At 37.0% G+C, this 21326-nt stretch carries 15 protein-coding genes; 14 read left to right on the top strand and 1 reads right to left on the bottom strand.

Translation table 11 applies throughout. From position 1 onward, the window contains the following. Nucleotides 1–233 precede the first annotated feature (233 nt). Entirely contained in the window at nt 234–1004 is a 771-nt protein-coding gene (locus tag DF185_RS07560) for a hypothetical protein (protein ID WP_110360156.1), read from the bottom strand. Between the two features lie 253 nt (nt 1005–1257). Between DF185_RS07560 and DF185_RS07555 the strand changes: the two genes are divergently transcribed. The 14 genes from DF185_RS07555 to DF185_RS07495 all read left to right on the top strand — a co-directional run. Then, entirely contained in the window at nt 1258–1836 is a 579-nt protein-coding gene (locus DF185_RS07555; protein WP_110360594.1) for a DUF1287 domain-containing protein, read from the top strand. Nucleotides 1837–2059: 223 nt separating this feature from the next. Then, nucleotides 2060–2497 (top strand): VOC family protein, encoded by a 438-nt coding sequence (locus DF185_RS07550; RefSeq protein WP_110360155.1) that lies wholly within the window; start codon nt 2060–2062, stop codon nt 2495–2497. 160 nt (nt 2498–2657) lie between these two features. Continuing rightward, nucleotides 2658–4010: a DEAD/DEAH box helicase gene (locus tag DF185_RS07545; RefSeq protein ID WP_110360154.1), complete on the top strand. Its 1353-nt coding sequence runs from the start codon at nt 2658–2660 to the stop codon at nt 4008–4010. A gap of 3 nt (nt 4011–4013) precedes the next feature. Further along, nucleotides 4014–4226 (top strand): hypothetical protein, encoded by a 213-nt coding sequence (locus DF185_RS07540; protein WP_110360153.1) that lies wholly within the window; start codon nt 4014–4016, stop codon nt 4224–4226. Nucleotides 4227–4402: 176 nt separating this feature from the next. Continuing rightward, the gene (locus DF185_RS07535) at nt 4403–9958 is read left to right on the top strand and encodes an alpha-2-macroglobulin family protein (protein ID WP_110360152.1); all 5556 of its coding nucleotides are present in this window, start codon (nt 4403–4405) and stop codon (nt 9956–9958) included. 50 nt (nt 9959–10008) lie between these two features. Then, nucleotides 10009–12396 (top strand): penicillin-binding protein 1C, encoded by a 2388-nt coding sequence (gene pbpC / locus DF185_RS07530; RefSeq protein WP_110360151.1) that lies wholly within the window; start codon nt 10009–10011, stop codon nt 12394–12396. 77 nt (nt 12397–12473) lie between these two features. Continuing rightward, a complete protein-coding gene (locus DF185_RS07525) occupies nt 12474–13520 on the top strand; it encodes a CNNM domain-containing protein (RefSeq protein ID WP_110360150.1) in 1047 nt (348 codons plus the stop codon). 130 nt (nt 13521–13650) lie between these two features. Next, a complete protein-coding gene (locus DF185_RS07520) occupies nt 13651–14589 on the top strand; it encodes a sensor histidine kinase (RefSeq protein WP_110360149.1) in 939 nt (312 codons plus the stop codon). A gap of 151 nt (nt 14590–14740) precedes the next feature. Then, nucleotides 14741–15655, top strand: a complete 915-nt coding sequence (locus DF185_RS07515) for a glutaminase (protein ID WP_110360148.1) — start codon at nt 14741–14743, stop codon at nt 15653–15655. Between the two features lie 76 nt (nt 15656–15731). Further along, entirely contained in the window at nt 15732–16271 is a 540-nt protein-coding gene (locus DF185_RS07510) for a carbonic anhydrase (RefSeq protein WP_110360147.1), read from the top strand. A gap of 62 nt (nt 16272–16333) precedes the next feature. Then, complete coding sequence (locus DF185_RS07505) at nt 16334–17059, top strand: pseudouridine synthase (RefSeq protein ID WP_110360146.1); 726 nt, start codon at nt 16334–16336, stop codon at nt 17057–17059. Between the two features lie 321 nt (nt 17060–17380). After that, nucleotides 17381–20680, top strand: a complete 3300-nt coding sequence (locus tag DF185_RS07500; RefSeq protein ID WP_133249994.1) for a hypothetical protein — start codon at nt 17381–17383, stop codon at nt 20678–20680. Nucleotide 20681: 1 nt separating this feature from the next. After that, nucleotides 20682–21065, top strand: a complete 384-nt coding sequence (locus DF185_RS23485; RefSeq protein ID WP_133249993.1) for a hypothetical protein — start codon at nt 20682–20684, stop codon at nt 21063–21065. Nucleotides 21066–21093: 28 nt separating this feature from the next. Continuing rightward, nucleotides 21094–21326 (top strand): hypothetical protein (locus DF185_RS07495; RefSeq protein ID WP_165835973.1); only part of this gene is annotated, 233 nt, incomplete at its 3' end.

Here is a 21326-nt window from a genome sequence, read left to right as displayed (position 1 = left end):
CCACATACAAAATGGAGGTGTCCACATATGTGATAAGGATAGCCACATAGGTAATTAAGAATGCCACATATAATATTATTACGACCACATATCAATTCAATTGCACCACATAATGTGGATTAGTTGTGTGCCTATGTGGAGCAATACTTATGGTATGTGGAGAGCTAAAATCTGTATGTGGTCATTAAGAATGAATATGTGGCAGGAATGAAAAGGTATGTGGGTCAATTGAATTAATATGTGGTCGTGTTGGTTTCATGATCGGATGTTTCCAATTTTTTCTTGTTTAAATATTCTCGTTGCTTTTCTCTCCTGTACTTGCTTGCGTAAGCTTGTGCTATATTTGGTTGATCAGCAAAAGCAAACTGTCCATATTTTCTCACTTCATCAACACATTCTTTTAGTAGTGTATAGGCTTTGTTTCTGATTACAAGCATATCATCCTGAAAGTACAAGCGGCCATTTTTATTTGCCTTTACTTTAGCCATTCGTTCAGATGTTTCTGCTGCGCGATCGAGAAGAGAAAGATCGAAATTGATGGCTTCGAGCAGTTTTGAATTGTCCTTCCCCAAAACAGAAAGTGAACAAAGATCCATCAGCATGTCATCCATAGATTTACCTTTCTTGATTTTTGATAATTTTTGCATGGCAACTTCGTTGTTTCTAAAGGCAAACTGAAAGCTTTGAATTAATTCTTTGTGAAACTTTAGTAATTCTGGTTTTGCAGCTTTCCAATCGGCATTTGCTTTTTTCTTATCGTTATTTAATTCTACCCAGTTCAATTGTGCTTTTCTTAGTGCATTGGTTCGCATACGCAAATTGTCAATCAAGTTGGCAGGCATATTTAGTGCAGTTAGCTTTGGTAAATCTTCACTCGCCCTGGTGTATAAGCGTTCTGCTTCATAAATGTAAATTTCGAATGGTATGGCAGGTTTTTTGATATCTGCTTCGTCGATGCTATTGATTTCTATCAGTAAGTTTTGCAAATCTTGTTTGTCAGTCATGGCTTTGCATTTTGAGTTTGGGTGTTGAAATTACATCTTTTAATTTAGCAATAAATTTTAGATTGTTCTGTAGATTAAGTAAATTGTTTAGCTGTTCGCTACCCCTGATTTGTAATCAGGGATTAAGGAGTAAAGAATATTCATTCATTTGGTTAAATGATGGATTAAAAATCCTAAACTCCAAACTTGTAAATTGCAAATTTACAGGAGCAAAATGATTTTAACTTTCCCCCTAGGGGATAAACAAAAAAATATGAGAAAATTAATTGTAAGTGTTTTTATTCTATCATTTTCCCTTGCGACCTTTGCGCAAGAGTTTAATAAAAAGTTGTCTGATGCGGCAAAAGAACTCACCAAGCAACATGTGGTTTACGATCCATCGTATTTTGCAATTGATTACCCCATTGGTGATGTTCCGGCAGATCGTGGTGTATGCACAGATGTGGTGATTCGTGCTTATCGCTTGTTGGGAATCGATTTGCAAAAGGAAGTGCATGAGGATATGAAGACCAATTTTGCTCTGTATCCTAAAAACTGGGGACTAAAAACTACCGATAAAAATATAGATCACCGCAGAGTACCGAATTTGATGACTTTTTTCGAGCGCAAAGGGATGATCAAAAACAAAACCAGAAACCCAAAGGATTACTTACCTGGTGACATTGTTTGTTGGGACCTGGGTGGTGGAATAACTCATATTGGAATTGTAATTGATCAGATGTCTCGCGATGGGAAAAGACCATTGTTTGTTCACAACATTGGAGCAGGTCAGGTGGTGGAAGATTTGCTGAATAAGTATACCATTATTGGTCATTATTCTTATAAGAAGTAAAATGTCTACTATCCCTGATTTGCAATCAGGGATTCTGGCGTTGAGAATTTTAATTCTCTTTTGAGATGACGGATTAAAAATCCTATACTCCATACCTGTAAATTGCAAATTTACAGGAGCCAAGGAATCTTTTTTTGATATTCATGTGAATCTTCTGTAATTTCAGTAGAACTTTTCAATTCATACTGAAAAACAAAATAGTACAAATCTTAATACATAAATCATGACAACACTTAACGTTTACCTTAATTTTAACGGAAATTGTGAGGAAGCTTTCGAATTTTACAAATCGGTTTTGGGTGGTGAGTTTGCCCATGTAGCTCGATTTGGAGAGATGCCTCCTTCGGATAATTGTCCACCAGTGGCAGAAAAGGATAAGAACCTGATTATGCATGTTTCGTTGCCTATAAGTAAGGAAACCGTGCTAATGGGTAGTGATTCTTCAGAAGCATTCGGTCCACTTCCAACTCCAGGAAATAATTTTTCGTTATCAATTGATACAGATTCAACAGAGGAAGCAGATCGTATTTTTGCAGGATTATCTGCAGGCGGAAATGTAATCATGCCAATGGATAAAACCTTCTGGGGATCGTATTTCGGGATGCTTACCGATAAATTTGGGATTCAGTGGATGGTGAGTTTTCAATTGGAACCACATTGAAACAATGATCAGTTATCAGTGAACAGTAAACAGTAATAATATAGAGCCGCAAGGAATTGCGGCTTTTCTATTTTCTAATGGTTTGATATAGAAATGATTTTGGATAAATGTTATTAATCCAAACTATTAAACTACCTTTGCCGCTCATTTTTATAAGCATATGACATTTGACAAATTAGATATTGTAGAACCGATATTGAGAGCGATAGAGGCGAAAGGTTATACAAATCCCACTCCGATTCAGGCGGAGGCAATACCAGTTTTATTACAAAAAAGAGATCTTTTAGGCTGTGCCCAAACAGGAACAGGGAAAACGGCAGCTTTTGCCATTCCTATTCTTCAGAATTTGTTGGAAGATGGACACGGGAAGGTAAAGCGTAAAATAAAAGCATTGGTGGTTACTCCTACAAGAGAGTTGGCCATACAAATTGGTGATAGTTTTACCGAATATGGTCAGAATACAGATATCAAAAATACTGTAATTTTTGGTGGGGTAAAGCAAGGTTCACAAACCGACGCATTGGCCAATGGTGTTGATGTATTGGTAGCTACTCCTGGTAGATTGTTGGACTTGATTAATCAGGGCTTTATCTCTTTGCGAGAAATCAGGTATTTTGTGTTGGATGAGGCCGATCAGATGTTGGATATGGGATTCATTTACGATATCCGAAGAATTATAGATCAATTGCCAAAGCGCAGACAATCACTGTTCTTTTCGGCTACCATGCCTCCTAAAATTGTAAGCTTGTCGAAACAGATTTTGGGAAATCCTGAAAAGATTACCATTCAGCCACAGCAAACTACAGCAGAAAGGGTTGAACAGTCTATCTATTTTACCAGCAAGAGTAAAAAGTCGAAACTGCTAACGCACTTACTAAAATCAAGAGAGTTGGGATCTACTTTGGTGTTTTCGAGAACCAAGTATGGTGCCGATAAAATTGCACGAATTCTTAGAAAAGCCGATATTAATACAGAGGCCATTCATGGTAATAAAACTCAGAATTCGAGACAGAAGGCACTGAATAACTTTAAAGAAGGAACAACAAAGGTGTTGGTTGCAACTGATATTGCAGCACGTGGAATTGATGTTGCTGGTTTGGCATTGGTAGTGAATTACGATTTGCCAAACATTCCGGAATCATACGTGCACAGAATTGGTAGAACGGGAAGAGCGAGTGCAAGTGGGGAGGCCTTATCTTTTTGTAGTCCGGATGAATTGCCATATTTAAAAGATATTCAGCGTTTAATTAAGCAGACTATTCCGGTAATTAAGGATCATCCTTTCCCATCTGAGGAAATGCCAGAATTGCCAAAGGAGGAAAAGACTACAGAAAAGAACACGGAGAAGAAAAAACCTCGATCGCGTTCGGGTAAATCAAATGGTTCTGGCAAGAAGGATTGGAGAAGAAGGTCTAACACAAAAAGTAGATCTGGTTCTCAAAGCAGATCAGGTTCGCAAAGCAGATCGGGAGCACAGAAAAGATCGGGTAAGAAACGATCATTTAAAAAGTAAGCTATGGATCAGAAAGATTTCGACAAAATCAGAAAGATTAAGAAGGAGCATAAAGAGGCTTATAATCCATGGAACAGACAAGATGATGATGAATTGATCAACTTGTTTTTTGATGGTGTGCCTGTTGGGGAAATGTCCATAAAACTGAAAAGAACCAAAGGAGCTGTTCGTGCTCGTATTCGTAAAATGGAGCTGACGAAGATTAAAAAGAAATAGTTAGCTTAAAAGAGTTTAGCAAGTGCTAACTTGCATATAATAAGGCCGAATAGAGAAATCTGTTCGGCCTATTTTTATAATGTGTTTTTTAATAACAATAAGATTGCTTTTTTATTTGATTAATCATTTTCAATTACTAATATTATGCTGAATTATCAATCCCAACTATTTATAAGATGAGAAAAATTTTCTGCCTTCTGATTGTGCCGTTAATTCTCTTAACGGCAGTCAATTCCTGTAAAAATAAAAAAGTAAGCAAAAGAAAAGTCGATCCTGGATTTGGACAGTATATTGCTGCATTTACCTCGGGAGTGGTATCTGCAGAATCGATTGTTGAAGTTCGATTGGTGAATGATTATAAAAATCCGATTGAACCAGGACAGGAATTAGAGGCGGGAATTTTTACTGTTACTCCGAAGTTGAGTGGTAAAGCTTATTGGAAAGATCCAAGAACCATTGAGTTTAGATCCGATTCTAGAATGAAATCCGGAGGAGTTTACAATGTGAATGTAAAAATCGGGAAACTGATGGAAGTGCCTGAGAAGTATAACAATTTGAAGTTTAACTTTCAGGTAATTAAGCAAAGTTTCAGCTTTACTGGTGAGGGCTTGCAGTCCTACGACAAGAGCGATATGAAATCGCAGAAATACAAAGGATACCTTACCACTGCTGATATTATCAATGATGATGAAATAGAATCAGTACTAACAGCAAGCTTGGATGGTGAAGAGAAGCCAATTAGCTGGACCCATACTGGTGATGGTAAAATTCACCATTTTGTAGTGGATAGTTTGTTAAGAACCGAAGATAAAAGAGAGTTGGTAGTTCGATGGGATGGAAATAGAATTGCTGTTGATGAGAAAGGAAAAGAAGAGGTTGAGATTCCAGCATTGAATGTGTTCAAACTGATGAGTGCCACAGTAATTCAGCAGCCGGAGCAATATGTTTCTCTTCGTTTTTCTGACCCTTTAAAGAAAGATCAAAACCTAAAAGGATTAATTCGTATTGATGCTCAATCAACTTTCAGATTTATTATTGATGGAAATGAAGTAAGAGCATATCCGCAATACAGATTGGCAGGACGCAGGACGATTGAAATTGAGGAAGGTATCAAGAATGCTTTGGATTACGCCCTAAAAAAGAGCAAGAAGTTAGAGTTGATTTTCGAAAACATTAAACCTGCTGTTCGCTTGTTGGGTAAGGGAGTTATTTCTCCTTCATCACAAGGGTTGATTTTGCCATTTGAGGCAGTTAGCCTAAAGGCAGTAGATTTACGCGTTATCGAAATTTTCGAAAACAATGTTCACCAGTTCTTGCAAGATAACCGAATGGGTGGACACGAAAGGTTAAGAAGAGTTGGGCGTTTGGTTTTACAAAAGCGCATTGACCTAGGTAAAAATGAAGCCATTGACCTAAGAAAGTGGAATGCTCATACCATTGATGTTGCCAGTTTTATTGATGTGAACCCTGGAGCAATCTACCGATTGGAGCTTCGATTCAGAAAAGATTATTCATTGTATGGGTGTGAAGATGAGGAAGAAAAAGAGGACAATCTTGCAACGGTTGATGAAATGATTGCTGAGCAGGAGTTGGAAAATGAAATGAAGGAATGGGACAAGCCGGGTTGGTATGATGATTACTACTATCCAAGAGGATACAGATGGAATGAAAGAGAAAATCCTTGTCATGTTTCTTATTATCGATCAGGAAGATTTATCAATCGCAATATATTTGCTTCTGATTTGGGTTTAATTGCAAAGGCTGGAAACAATAAATCAATCACTTTTGCAGTAACTAACCTGCTTACAGCACAACCTGAAACTGGTGTTGAATTAGAGGTTTACAATTACCAGAAGCAATTAATGGCCAGATTGAAATCTGATAACCAAGGATTCGCAACTGTGCAGTTGGATAGAAAACCTTTCCTTTTGGTAGCGAAGAAAGGAAATCAAAGAGGATACCTTCGTCTTGATGATGGTTCGTCATTGTCCTTAAGTAATTTTGATGTTGGTGGAGCAAGAATTCAGAAGGGTATTAAAGGATTTATTTATGGAGAGCGTGGGGTTTGGAGACCGGGAGATAAGTTGTTCCTTACTTTTGTATTGGAAGATGCAGGAAAAACTTTACCTGAAAATCATCCGGTAATCTTTGAATTGCTGAATCCGGAAGGACAAACTGTGGTGCACAGAGTGAGCACAAGTGGGGTAAATGGATTTTATTCATTCAACTGCGAAACAGATGCTGAAGCTCCAACAGGAAACTGGATGGCAAGAGTAAAAGTTGGTGGAGCAAGCTTTACCAAAAGGGTAAAAATTGAAACGGTAAAGCCAAACCGTTTGAAAATTAATTTGGATTTCGGAACTGATATTTTGAAGTCAAAAGCTTCAGGTCAAAATCTTGACATGGAGGTGAAATGGTTGCATGGTGCTACTGCACGCAATTTAAAGTCGAATGTTAGTCTTAAATTTTCGCCTACCAAAACATCATTTGAAAAGTACAAATCATACATTTTCGATGATCCAGCTAAAGAGTTTGAAGCCGATGAGCAAGTAGTGTTCGACGGTAAGGTGGATCAGAATGGGAAAGCTGTGATTCCTCTTAATCTGAAAGGAAACAAATCGGCTCCGGGAATGTTGAATGCGAATTTTGTTACCCGAGTATTTGAAGAAGGTGGCGATTTTAGTATCGATATGCAGAGAGTGAAATTTGCACCATACAATTCTTTTGTTGGGATGAAAATGCCGGAATCGAAAAGAGGATGGTACTTGACAGATACAGATCATGAACTGAAAATTGCTACTGTTGATGCAGAAGGAAATCCTGTAGATAGGAAGAAAATTGTGGTGAAGGTTTACAAGATTGACTGGCGCTGGTGGTGGGATTCCAGCGAAGAAAATTTGGCATCCTATATCAGAAGATCATCTACTCGCATTGTTGATTATAAAACCATTTCAACTAAGAATGGACAAGCTACCTACAAGTTGAATATTGAATACAATGATTGGACAGACTATGGACGTTATTTGATTCAGGTATTTGATCAGGAGAGTGGTCACTCAACAGGAACTACGGCTTACTTCTCGGAATATTATGGAAGATCACCGGAAGGAATGCCAGGCAATGCTAATATGCTTTCCTTCGTTTCGGATAAAGACAAATATGAAGTTGGAGAAGAAGCAACAGTTACAATTCCTTCATCGAAAACAGGAAAAGCATTGGTGAGTATTGAAACTGGAGCTAAGGTATTGGATGCTTTTTGGGTCGAAACCGATTCTCGAGAGTCGAAGTTTAGCTTTAATATTACTCCCGATATGGCACCAAATGCCTACGTGCATGTAAGCTTGATTCAGCCACATGCTAATGTTGAGAATGATTTGCCAATCAGAATGTATGGTGTAATTCCTATTATGGTGGAAGATCCTGCTACACGATTGAACCCAGAAATTGATATGCCAGAGGTATTGGAACCTGAGAAGGAATTTGTGGTGAATGTATCGGAAAAAGATGGCAAACCAATGACTTATACCATTGCTGTTGTTGATGATGGATTGTTGGATTTAACTCGATTCAAAACTCCTAACCCTTGGTATACATTCTATGCCCGTGAGGCTCTTGGGGTTAAAACATGGGATATGTTCGACTTGGTAATGGGTGCATTCGGAGCTCGATTGGAGAATGCATTTGCCATTGGTGGTGATGAGGATTTGAAGGGCAAGAAGCAGGCCAAGGCAAATAGATTTAAGCCTGTGGTCATGTTTTATGGTCCATTTACCTTACATTCTGGAGATTCTAAAAAGCATAGAATTGAAATGCCAAATTATGTGGGGTCTGTAAGAACCATGGTTGTGGCAGGAAATAAAGGTGCTTATGGAAATGCTCAGAAAACCTCGAAGGTTCGTAAACCATTAATGGTATTGGCAACCTTACCAAGAGTGGTTGGTCCGGATGAAACCGTGAAATTACCAGTTACTGTTTTTGCTATGGACCCAAAGGTGAAGGATGTAAAAGTTAGAATTCAGCCTAATGAATACTTGCTTCCTCAGGATGGTAAGGAGAAAGCCATTGTATTTGAAAAAACAGGTGAGCAAGTGGTTAATTTTGATTTAAAAGTTGCTCCTAAGCTTGGTATTGCTAGAGTAAAGGTGGTCGCTGAAAGCGGTAATTTAAAAGCTACATATGATATTGAGTTGGATGTTCGTAATCCGAATCCAAGAGTTGTTAATGTTACTGATACGTTATTGACCAATGGAAAAACATTTGAAATGACGGTTGATTTGCCGGGAATGGAAGGAACAAATAAGGCAGTTTTAGAACTTTCAAATATTCCTCCTATCGATTTTGGTCGTAGATTAGAATACCTGATTGATTACCCTCATGGATGTATTGAACAAACTACTTCATCGGTATTCCCTCAAATGTATCTGAATGGAGTGGTTGAATTAACTGCAGACCAAAAAGTAAGAATTGAAGAGAATATTCGTGCTGGCTTAACCCGATTGTTGAAGTTTCAAATGGCAAATGGTGGTTTTAGTTATTGGCCGGGAGGAAATTATGCAAGTTCTTGGGGAACAAGTTATGCAGGTCATTTTATGCTGATGGCAGAGGAGAAAGGATATACGCTTCCTATCGGATTAAAATCATCCTGGTTGAAGTATCAAAAATCGGCTGCCAAATCATGGAAGAAATCTACTTATGAAGGTTATTCTTATCGAAGAAATGATCTGCTTCAGGCGTATCGATTATATACCTTGGCATTGGCAGATGTACCTGATTTGGCATCGATGAATAGATTAAGAGAGCAAAGCAATTTGTCGAATGATGCAAAATGGCGATTAGCTGCAACCTACAGAATTATAGGTAAAAAAGAAGTTGCGGAAGAATTGATTTCAGGATTGAGTACTGAAGTGAAATCATACAGAGAGCACTCGGGTAGTTTTGGTTCTTCACTGCGTGATAAGGCTATGATTTTGGAAACCTTAAGTCTGTTGGGACAGAGAACAAAAGCTTTCCCATTGGTTCAGGAAATATCTAAAAAATTATCTGCTGATTCTTGGATGAGTACTCAAACTACAGCTTACTGTTTGGTTGCTATGGCAGAATTTGCGGGAGGTGAGAATCCAGGACAAATGTCATTCTCTTACACCTTAAATGGTAAAACGGAAGAGATGATAAGTTATAGTCCGGTAAAACAGATTCCAATAGAGGTGAAATCTGGCAAACCAAATGTGAAAATTGAGAACTTGTCAGATGCAGTGCTTTACACTAGAGTAATTGCCGGCGGAATTCCTGTTGCAGGTGATAGTACTGCTGTTGAGAAGAATCTGAAATTGAGAATTGTATACAAGGATATGCAGGGTAAAGTTATTGATGTAAGTAAATTGCAGCAAGGAACAGATTTTAAAGCAGAGGTGACAATCGAAAATCCAAGCGTAAACAAATATGAGCAAATGGCTCTGACACAAATTTTCCCATCGGGTTGGGAAATTCTGAATACTCGATTTGGAGAGGTAGATCAGGTAAATGAAAATGACATACCGGATTATCAGGACATCAGAGATGATCGTGTTTACTCTTATTTTGATTTGGATAGATACAAAGACAAAACATTTACCATTGCTTTAACTGCTGCTTATGTAGGTAAATATTATTTGCCAACTATTTCTTGTGAAGCAATGTATGATAATAACATTAATGCTCGCAAACCAGGTCAATGGGTTGAGGTTGTAAAATAAAATCATAAGAAAACCTGTTAGGATATATAGTCCTGGCAGGTTTATTTCTGATGAAAACACTGAATGTAAAATATTGTAAATCGAGAAAATGCCGCATTATATTGCTGGCATTTTTTCTGTTATTGATTTTGTTTTGGTTTTCATTGCCAAAACAGCTTTTTCATGATCCTTACTCTACAATTTTGTATTCGAAGGAAAACAAATTGTTGGGAGCCAGAATTGCAGATGATGGTCAGTGGAGGTTTCCTCAAATAAAAGAAGTGCCAAAGAAATTTGAGAAATCATTATTGGCTTTCGAGGATCAATACTTTTATTCTCATCCTGGAGTGAATCCGGTATCGATGGGAAGAGCGCTCCTACAAAACCTGAAGGCTGGCAAAGTTGTAAGTGGTGGAAGCACCGTTAGTATGCAGCTGATCCGAATTTCTCAAAAAGGTAAATCAAGGACTATATATAGGAAGATTCTGGAAATGATTCTCGCTTTCCGATTAGAGGTCAGATATTCCAAGGAAGAGATTTTGGCTTTGTATTCTTCTCATGCTCCCTTTGGAGGAAATGTAGTAGGATTGGAAGCTGCATCCTGGCGATTTTTTGGACGTACACCCAATGAATTATCCTGGGCAGAAGCTGCAACTTTAGCTGTTTTGCCCAATGCACCATCTTTGATTTATCCGGGAAAGAATAGTGAGATATTGCAAAGGAAACGAAATGGATTATTGGATAAATTGTATAGAGTTGGTGAAATTGATTCGACTACTTGTGAGCTGGCAAAACTAGAGGATGTTCCGCGTCAAATTCACCATTTGCCAAGAGTTGCACCACATTTGCTCGATCAGGTGCATAAGAAAAATAGAGGGGAGAGGCTTGTTTCTACCATCAATTTTGGTTTGCAGAACAGGGTAAACGAAATTGTGAAAAGGCACCAAAGGAATCTTGAGGCAAATCAGGTGTACAATATGGCTGTTTTGGTGGTTGATACCAAAAGCAGAAAAACTTTGGTTTATGTAGGAAACACTGAAAATACAGGAAAAAGAAAGCATGGTAATCAGGTTGATATTATTCGTTCGCTTAGAAGTACCGGTAGCCTTTTAAAACCATTTTTATTTGCTAGCATGTTAAACGAAGGTGAAATTTTACCCAATACTTTGGTTGCAGATATTCCTACTCAAATTGCTGGTTATTCGCCTAAAAATTTTGATTTAAGATACAATGGAGCAGTTCCTGCTCAAAAAGCATTGGCTCGATCATTAAATGTTCCGGCCGTGAGAATGCTTAAAGATTATGGAGTTGAAAGATTTCATTTCTTTCTGAAAAAGATGGGCATGTCCAGTTTGAACAGACCAGCTGGTCACTATGGCTTATCACTAATATTAGGTGGTGCAGAGGGGAGCCTTTGGGACATGTGTGGTATGTATGTCAGCATGGCTGGAATCTTGAATCATTATAACACTGATGATGGTGTCTACTATTCCAACGAATTTCAGGCGCTTGGATATACAGGGGATTCAATTCAATGGAAAAACCCCGATTCTCAAGCATTTTTAAAAGCATCATCCGTTTATCAAACATTTGAAGCCTTGTTAGAAGTCAATCGTCCAGATGGAGAAAGTGGTTGGAGATCTTTTTCTTCATCGCAAAAAATAGCATGGAAGACAGGGACCAGTTTTGGATTTAGAGATGCATGGGCAATTGGTGTAACATCGGATTATGTGGTTGGAGTTTGGGCCGGAAATGCTGATGGAGAAGGTAGGCCAGGCTTAACAGGAGTTGGAGCTGCTGCACCCATAATGTTTGATGTGTTCGATTTATTACCGAAAAGTGAATGGTTTCAACAGCCTGTTGACGAGATGGAATTGGTTCCAATCTGTCGAAACAGCGGACACAGAGCCGGAAGATGGTGTGATCAGGTTGATACGTTATGGATTGGAAGATCTGGATTGGAAACAAATGTTTGTCCCTATCACAAACAAGTTCATTTGGATGCTACAAAAAGATATCGGGTAAATTCGGATTGTGAAAAAGTAGATAATATGGTACACCAATCATGGTTTGTTTTGCCACCTGCAATGGAATGGTATTATAAAAAACGAAATCCATTGTACAGACCCTTACCGCCATTTAGGGATGATTGTGTTGGAGTCGCTGAATCACAAGCGATGGAATTGATTTATCCCAAATCAAATGACAGGATATTTGTGCCAGTTGGATTGGATGGTAAACGTGAGAAAATTGTATTTGAAATTGCCCACCATGATCCTAATACAAATGTTTATTGGCATCTTGATGGAGAGTTTATTGGAACAACTTGTGGGAATCATCAGTTAGAAATTGCTCCGGGAGAGGGAAAGCATTTGATAACATTTGTTGATGAGGAAGGAAACTCCTTATCCAAGCGATTTCAAATTGTTGGAAAACAAGAACATCAATTGAATTACTAAAATTCGGGATTATGCTGATTAAAAATCAGTAAAAAGAAGTATTTTGGGGCAAAATAACTTGTAACAAAAAAATCAACATGTTTCTTCTGTTTTTCTACCTCTTTTTAGCACTCTTTGTTTCCTTTCTGTGTTCAGTAATGGAATCGGTACTTCTTTCTACGCCAGTTTCTTTTTTGAATGTGAAGAAGGAAAATGGAGTAAAGTCTGCCAATACTTTTATCAAACTAAAAGAGAATATTGAGAGGCCTTTGTCTGCCATTCTTTCATTAAATACAATAGCGCATACAATTGGTGCAGCTGGAGTAGGTGCTGAAGCAACAAAACTGTTTGGAGAGGTTTACTTTGGTGTTATTTCGGCAGTATTAACTTTTCTAATTTTGATATTCTCCGAAATTATACCAAAAACCATAGGAGCATTGTATTGGAGGAATCTGGCTATTGTTTCTGGTTTGATTATTAACGCGATGGTGTTTTTAACCTATCCTTTGGTGGTTTTAACTGGCTATATCTCAAAAATATTTTCTCGTGGTGAAGATGAGGTTTCTGTGAGTCGTGAAGAAATATCAGCAATGGCTAAAATTGGAACTGAGGAAGGTGTGTTCGAAGAAAAGGAGAATAGAATTATTCAAAATTTGATCAGGTTAAAAAGCCTGAATGTTACGGAAGTAATGACACCTCGTGTGGTTGTAGAAGTGGCTGATGAAAATATGTTATTGAAAGATTTTCTGGGGAAAAAGAAATACTTGTATTATTCTAGAATTCCTGTTTATCAGGAAAATAAAGACAATATTACTGGCTATGTGTTTCGACAAACTGTATTTGAGAAGTTGGCAGAGGGACAAACGGATTTGAAGTTAAAAGATCTGATTCGTCCAATAGTTGTGGTACCTGAATTTCAAACGCTCCTAAATACCTGGGATAAGCTGCTAAGTGAAAAAGAACATATTGCTCTAGTGGTTGATGAATATGGTGGAATGGATGGTATTGTTACCATGGAAGATATCATTGAAACTTTACTTGGTTTGGAAATTATTGATGAGCGTGATAAGATTGTAGACATGCAACAATATGCCAAGGAAAGATGGAAAGAAAGAAAAGCCAAGTACAATATTTTTGAAGATTAGTAAAGTGATATAATTTTCACCTTTGTTTTAGGATTATCCATTGTGATCTAATTGACAGTTGTTTAATGTTATTGGATTAATTATTTTTGTAGACTTTATTTAGATCTTTTTTGTTATTTGATTTGAGGTTGTGAAAAATACGAAAATAAAGTTCGAATATAAATTTTTACTAAGCTATCTGATCATTGGTGGTTTCTGGATATTATTTTCCGATCGAGCATTAAAATCATTAATATATGATATTCATTACTTAACGGTGATTCAAACATATAAAGGTTGGTTTTATGTATTGGCTTCGGGACTCTTGTTCTATGTTTATCTAAGGAAAAATCTTTATAAAATCCGCAAAGCAGAACAAAAAGCAAAAAAAAGTGAATCCTTAAAATCTGCATTTCTACAAAACATGTCACATGAAATTAGAACTCCTATGAATGGGATTGTCGGTTTTGTGGAGCTGTTAAAGAGTGAAAACTTAAGTAAAGAGCAAAGAGAAAGATATATGGATATTATCCATAAATGTTCGAATCAACTATTGGGTGTGGTTAACGATGTTCTTGACTTGTCATTAATAGAAACTGGAAATATTACGATAGAACGAGGAAGGGTTAAATTGAACAATTTGCTTGATGAGGTTTTTTCTTCTCACATCGAAACACTTGATAATGGTGTGCAATTAACCCTTACAAAGTGCGAAATTATAGCAGATGCAGAGCTTATCACTGATGAGGTTAAATTAAAACAAATATTGGATAACCTTCTAAGTAATGCGAAGAAATTTACTTCTCATGGAACGATTGAATTTGGTTTTGAACTACAAAATGGAAACCTTTTGTTTTTTGTAAAAGATTCAGGTTCAGGGATACATCCCGATATGATTAAAAGGATTTTTAATCGTTTCGAAAGAGCAGAAGTAGAAACCACTAAACTATCTGGTGGAGCAGGTTTAGGCTTAGCCATTTGTAAAGGAATTGTTACTAAAATGGGAGGTGAAATTTGGGCGGAATCTGTTCTCGGTCAAGGCACCGAATTTTATTTTACCTTACCGTATGTGACTGAAGGTGATGAATAAGTCAGGTAGTAGAGGCAGAATTCATAATTACATTTCCAAAGCTTTTAAAAAAGAATAATTTTCTGCAATTGTATGAAAATACTACGTGAAGATTATGGATTAAGGAAATCTATTTTCTAGTTTTAACTCAAATTGATTTCAGACTTTTTCAATGGATTACAACAAGATTTTTACCGATATTAATGCAAAGCTGAGTTCTTATAAGGACGATGGAGCAGTTGCATCGTATATTCCTGAACTGCAAAGAGTATTGCCAAATAAATTTGGTGTTCATTTGTGTTCCGTTGAGGGAATGAATTACCATTTTGGGGATTCAGAAGAGAAGTTTTCTATTCAAAGTATTGTTAAAGTTCTTTCATTAACAATGGCTTTTGAAATAGAAGAGGATGAGCTTTGGAAAAGAGTTGGTGTGGAACCATCAGGAAATCCTTTTAATTCATTGGTGCAATTGGAATATGATGAAGGAATTCCTAGAAATCCGTTTATTAATGCTGGAGCGATAGTTATTGCTGATGTTTTGGTGAGTAAATTGAAAAATCCAAGGGAAGATTTCATTAATTTTGTTCGACATCTGTCTGGCAACAATCAAATAGATTATTGTGATCGTATTGCACAATCGGAAAAATCGAAAGGGCATAGAAATGCAGCCTTATGTAACCTGATGAAGTCTTTTGGGAATATCGAGAATAACATTCATGAAGTAATAGATTTTTACTTTGATTTGTGTTCTATTGAAATGACTTGTAGTGAATTGGCTCGAACGTTTTTGTTTTTGGCCAATTATGGAAAAGATCCGGTTAATGGCAATCAAATAATAAGTTCTAGCAAGTCGAAGCGAATTAATGCAGTAATGCAACTTTGTGGCTTGTACGATGAGGCCGGAGAATTTTCTTTTAAGGTAGGATTACCTGGTAAAAGTGGAGTAGGTGGTGGAATTGCTGTTGTTCACCCTGGAAAATACAGCATGGTAGTTTGGAGTCCTCGATTAAATAAGAAAGGAAACTCAAATAAAGGCATGAGATTTTTAGAAGAATTTACAAGTTATACTGCATCATCGATATTTTAATTTCGGGTATTTGCAAAAGAGATTCAATTGGTTATCTTTAGAACCATTCTAAACATTAACTATTATCAAAATTACCATGAATCAACTTATTGAAATTAATTCTTCAGAAGATATCCTTTCGAAGTATCAGAATACCCCTATTGCACTACTGTTAGAATATCATAACCTTAAAAGACCTTTTACCGATTATACCAAAGCAGAATTGTTGGTAGGAATGTGTATGGATCATAGAAAACATCTACATATTCCAGAGAATTTTTCCTATATCATTCGTACCGGAGGAGCTAATCTTCGATACAGTGAATTTAAAGTGTCATATGCCATTTCGGTTGGTGGGATTAAGCATATCGCATTGATTGGACACAACAACTGTGGAATGGTTAATTTGGTATCGAAGAAAGGACAATTTATTGATGGATTGGTGAATAATGGAGGCTGGAGCAAGGAAAGAGCAGAAGAACATTTTAATAATTTTGCTCCAATGTTCGAAGTAGGAAATGCTGCTGAGTTTGTTGCCATGGAGGCAAAAAGACTACGCAAGAAGTATCCAAACATAGTTGTTGCACCTCTTTTTTACAATGTTGATAACAACAAAATGTATATGATTGAGGAGTGATGGTATGAAATATTCCATTACTTTTGTCAACCTTTAAATATTAATAACAGGCGATTTAAGGAATGGAATATACCCGATTGAATAAGGCAATTGCAGAAACAGGATATTGTTCACGTAGAGAGGCGGATAAGCTGATCGAAACGGGCAAGGTGAAAGTGAATGGCAAAGTAGCTGAAATGGGGTTAAAGGTTACAAGTTCCGATGAAATATCTGTTAAAGGTCAGGTTGTAACCAAAACTGTTCGAAATATTTACCTTGTCTTTCATAAGCCTGTTGGAATTACATGTACTACCGACCTTCGAGTTAAAGGCAATATTGTTTCATATATCAATTATCCAGAAAGAATATTTCCAATTGGTAGACTGGATAAGCCAAGTGAAGGTTTGATTTTTATGACCAATGATGGTGATATTGTAAATAAAATTCTTCGATCCAGAAATAATCATGAAAAGGAATACATTGTTCGAGTGAATAAAAAGATTACAAATGATTTTATTCGCCGAATGAGTAATGGAATTCCTATTTTGGATACTGTTACCAAAAAATGTAAGGTTTGGAAGGTAAACAATCACACATTTAAAATTATACTTACTCAAGGTTTGAATCGCCAGATTCGTAGGATGTGTGAATATTTAGGCTATGAAGTTACCATGCTAAAACGTCTCAGAATCATGAATATTGATTTAGGGACTTTAAAGCCAGGTAAATATCGTTCCTTTACTAAAAAAGAGCTCAGAGATTTGTTGAATTTGTGCGAAGATTCGCGAAAAACACATGATGGTTTTTAATCTCTTATTTTTATTTTAAATACCTTCTTTTGTTGCTATACCCCTTATCCTTGTTGTGTTCTGGAAGATTTTTGATTAAAAAATAATCTTTTTGTTAGATGTAATTTTACTATTTAATCTTAATTTGAATAAAATAATCTGGTGGTGCAAAACTTCTCATTATCAATGAGATGATTTTTTGTTTAAGAAAACTTAGCTTTTAATTGAGGATTTTACAAACTTTAATCACTAAATTTACGTAGTTAAAGAAATAAAAGTAATCATTCGTCAAAATGAATTATTGCGAGGGAATTGTGAGCCTAAGTAAAATGAGGAGGGGAAATGAATAAACTTTTACGACTGTTTTGTTCTACGTACTTATTAATAATTTGTTATCATTTTGGGACGGCACAAATTGTAAGCCCCCAAAGTGATACCACAATTTGTGTAGGCGAATCTGTTGTACTTGAGGCGCGACCAGGCTCTTATATGTACAATTGGAACACTGGTGATTTGTCAAAAAACATCACGGTTTCACCTATAACAACTACAAACTATTCTCTTAGAGTTTTTATTCCCGATACAGGAACAGAATTGATTACAAATGGTGATTTTGACTATGGAAATACAGGTTTTTATAGTGAATATGTTTATTGTCCCGATCCAATATTATCTTCCTCTAATCATTCACATCCTCAATCTTTATGGGAAGAGGGAAGGTATGCAGTAGATGATAATCCGAATGAGTATCATGCAAATTTTTCACCTTGTGGAGGTCATTCTGGAAATAGTCCAGACAATTACTTAATTGTAAATGGTGCACCGGATGAAAATGTTGTTGTATGGAGTCAAACCATTACAGTAAATCCAAACCAATATTACGCATTTTCAACTTGGGCATGTAATGTTCATCCAACCAACCCTGCTCGTCTTGAGTTCATGATTGATGGTGTTCTTATGGGTGACTATATCGAACCAAGTTCAGGATCAACATGTAATTGGGAGGAATTTTATTCATTATGGTATTCTGGTTCTAAAACTTCCATTGTAATTTCAATCGTAAATAAGAACTTGATTCGAAGTGGTAATGATTATGCCTTGGATGGCATTTCATTTAACCCCTTGGTAGAAGTTCCTGATTCAAGGACTGTAAATGTAGTAGATCCTGCGACGGTTAATGCTGGGCCCGATCAAACAATATGTGGGAATGTTCAGGCCAGTTTATCAGCTTCGGTTTCAAATAATACCGGATTTTATTGGACAAGCTCTGGTGATGGAACATTTTCAAACCCCAAAGATGTTAATTCAAGGTATCTGCCCGGAATCAATGATAGAACAAGTGGTATTGTGGTTTTAACGGCGAATGCTGTTTCAAATTCTCCTTGTGGATTAGTAACGGATGAGTTAAGATTGAATCTAAATCCGGTTCCTGTAATAGGATTTGGAGATCATCTCGCTTCCTGTGGTGGAGGTGATGTAACATTGGATGCAGGAAATTTGGGTTCAACATATCAATGGAATACAGGTGAAACATCGCAAACCATTATCGTTTCTATAGATGGCGACTATTCAGTAGAAGTGACCAATGCTTTTGGTTGTGTTGAATCGGATACGGTTCATGTAGGATTCTATGCTAATTTGAATATTGATTTGGGTCCAGATAAAACAGTTTGTAGTGGAGAACCAGTTGTTTTAGATGCTGGTATTTCAGGAGCAAGCTACCTGTGGAGTACTGGAGAGACTACACAGGAAATAATTGTTTATAATGCAGGTAATTATTCAGTTACAGTAACCAATTCGTATGGATGTAATGCTACTGATGATATCAATGTTAACCTTGTTCCTCCTCCAACAGTGGATTTAGGCCCAGATCAGGAGATTAATGATGGAGATGTGATTACGCTGGATGCGGGGAGTCATTTCAGATACACTTGGGATGATGGATCGAGAGGAAGATATTTAAATGTTGATAAAGCTGGTTTATATGCAGTTCGCGTAATGGATATTAATGGATGTTCTGCAATGGATATGATTAATATTACTAGCTCATCTGGAACAATACCACCTGTTACACTAAATGATACTATTATTTGTAGAGGAGAATCAGTAGAACTTTATGCTGGAACTGATTTTCTATTCAATTGGGATGTAGATGGTCTCTCTTCTCGAGTAGTGGTGACACCCGATTTTACTACTACTTATAATCTAAGATTATTTTATATAGATAAAACTTTGGAACTGGTAAATAATGGTGATTTTACATTAGGTAATATTGGCTTTCAGAGTGACTATTATTATTGTTCCAGACCTTGGAGATGGTCTTGTAGATCAAGAAGTAGTAAGTATACAATTAATAATGATACAGATGTTTTTGGTTCAGATAAAAGCGATTGTGGCGGAATTACCGGCAATTCGAGCGATAATGTTTTGATTGTTGAAGGAGGGAATATAAACACAACGGTTTGGGAACAGGATATTGATGTGGATGCAGATAGTTATTATACTTTCTCATTAAATGTGACAAATTTAAAGAACTCCAGCTATGACGATTTTGAGGTAATCATTAATGGTAAAATTGCTATGAATTTTAGTACTGCCAATCCTTGTGATTGGACAGAATATAAAACTTTAGTTTATTCGGGAACGGATTCTCAATTAAATATTAAAATTAATAATACATCTACTTCAGGTAGCGATAATGCATTTGCTTTTGATGGTATTAGTATGTACAAATTGGCAGAGATTCCATTGGATGTGACAGTAACAGTAATTCAACATGTAATTGCGGATGCAGGTTTAGATTTATCAATTTGTGAATCAGGAATTGCCTCTTTAAATGGTACAGTTCAAAATGAGTCTTCTTTTGTTTGGAGAACTTTAGGAGATGGTACTTTTGATAACAACAAAAATTTGAATGCAAACTATACTCCAGGTTTAACTGATATAGCTAATGGATATGTAGATCTTGAATTAGGCGCTCAACCAATTGCTCCATGTACTGTACCCGATTTTGATACACTTCGTGTGGATATTAATTCAAATCTATCAGTTGACCTAGGGCTTGATAGAGAATTTTGTCAGGGAGATTCCGTTACACTCACGGCGAATTTTGCTGGAGGAACTTATTTATGGAATACTGGAGAAACAAGTCAGTCCATAATTGTAAAATCAGCAGGAAATTATTCTGTTATCGTTACCGACATTAATAGTTGTACTGGAACAGATGATGTTGATGTAAGGGTACATTCCAATCCTGTTATTAACTTGGGGCCTGATAAAGTAACATGTGATGGAGTTGCTGTTATGTTGGATGCTGGACATCCGGGTTCATCATATGTTTGGAGTAATGGAGAAACTCTTCAAGCCATTTTAACTCCAATTGGAGGTAACTATTCTGTAGTCGTAACGGATGTTAATGGTTGTGTTGGAATGGATGATGCTAATATCAGTGTCAATATGCCTCCAACAGTAGACCTAGGTTTGGACCAGGAAACCTGTGCTGGAAATACTATCACCTTAGATGCAGGCAATGCAGGCGCTACATATTTGTGGTCAAATGGATTAACGACACAAACCATTACAGTATCAACATCAGGAAATTATTCCGTAGTTGTAACCGAATGGCTGTTCAGCAACGGATGATGTGAATGTAACAGTTCATCCAAACCCGGTTGTAGACCTTGGAACGGACCAGGAAACTTGTGCTGGAGGAACAATCACATTAGATGCCGGCAATGCAGGATCAACCTATCTGTGGTCAAATGGATCAACGACACAAACCATTACAGTATCAACATCAGGAAATTATTCAGTAGTTGTAACTGATGGCAATGGCTGTTCAGCAACGGATGATGTGAATGTCACGGTTCATCCAAACCCGGTTGTAGATCTTGGATTAGACCAGGAAACCTGTGAAGGAGGAAGCATTACTTTAGATGCCGGCAATTCAGGCGCTACATATAAATGGATCAACCACTCAAACCATCACAGTATCAACATCAGGAAATTATTCCGTAGTTGTAACTGATGGCAATGGCTGTTCAGCAACGGATGATGTGAATGTCGCGGTTCATCCAAACCCGGTTGTAGACCTTGGAACGGACCAGGAAACTTGTGCTGGAAATACTATCACCTTAGATGCAGGCAATGCAGGCGCTACATATTTGTGGTCAAATGGATCAACCACTCAAACCATCACAGTATCAACATCAGGAAATTATTCCGTAGTTGTAACCGATGGCAATGGCTGTTCATCGACTGATGATGTGAATGTAACGGTTCATCCAAA

Origin of the sequence: Marinifilum breve (genome assembly GCF_003202155.1) — a bacterium.
GTDB lineage: Bacteria > Bacteroidota > Bacteroidia > Bacteroidales > Marinifilaceae > Marinifilum > Marinifilum breve.
The sequence above is the reverse complement of the archived record's forward strand: the minus strand, read 5'-3'. Positions and strand labels throughout refer to the sequence as shown.

Excerpts from the sequence above, each read along its gene's own strand:
- DF185_RS07560 (WP_110360156.1), bottom strand. The coding sequence starts at position 1,004 with ATGACTGACAAACAAGATTTGCAAAACTTACTGATAGAAATCAATAGC.
- DF185_RS07555 (WP_110360594.1), top strand. The coding sequence starts at position 1,258 with ATGAGAAAATTAATTGTAAGTGTTTTTATTCTATCATTTTCCCTTGCG.
- DF185_RS07550 (WP_110360155.1), top strand. The coding sequence starts at position 2,060 with ATGACAACACTTAACGTTTACCTTAATTTTAACGGAAATTGTGAGGAA.
- DF185_RS07545 (WP_110360154.1), top strand. The coding sequence starts at position 2,658 with ATGACATTTGACAAATTAGATATTGTAGAACCGATATTGAGAGCGATA.
- DF185_RS07540 (WP_110360153.1), top strand. The coding sequence starts at position 4,014 with ATGGATCAGAAAGATTTCGACAAAATCAGAAAGATTAAGAAGGAGCAT.
- DF185_RS07535 (WP_110360152.1), top strand. The coding sequence starts at position 4,403 with ATGAGAAAAATTTTCTGCCTTCTGATTGTGCCGTTAATTCTCTTAACG.
- pbpC (WP_110360151.1), top strand. The coding sequence starts at position 10,009 with ATGAAAACACTGAATGTAAAATATTGTAAATCGAGAAAATGCCGCATT.
- DF185_RS07525 (WP_110360150.1), top strand. The coding sequence starts at position 12,474 with ATGTTTCTTCTGTTTTTCTACCTCTTTTTAGCACTCTTTGTTTCCTTT.
- DF185_RS07515 (WP_110360148.1), top strand. The coding sequence starts at position 14,741 with ATGGATTACAACAAGATTTTTACCGATATTAATGCAAAGCTGAGTTCT.
- DF185_RS07510 (WP_110360147.1), top strand. The coding sequence starts at position 15,732 with ATGAATCAACTTATTGAAATTAATTCTTCAGAAGATATCCTTTCGAAG.
- DF185_RS07505 (WP_110360146.1), top strand. The coding sequence starts at position 16,334 with ATGGAATATACCCGATTGAATAAGGCAATTGCAGAAACAGGATATTGT.
- DF185_RS07500 (WP_133249994.1), top strand. The coding sequence starts at position 17,381 with ATGAATAAACTTTTACGACTGTTTTGTTCTACGTACTTATTAATAATT.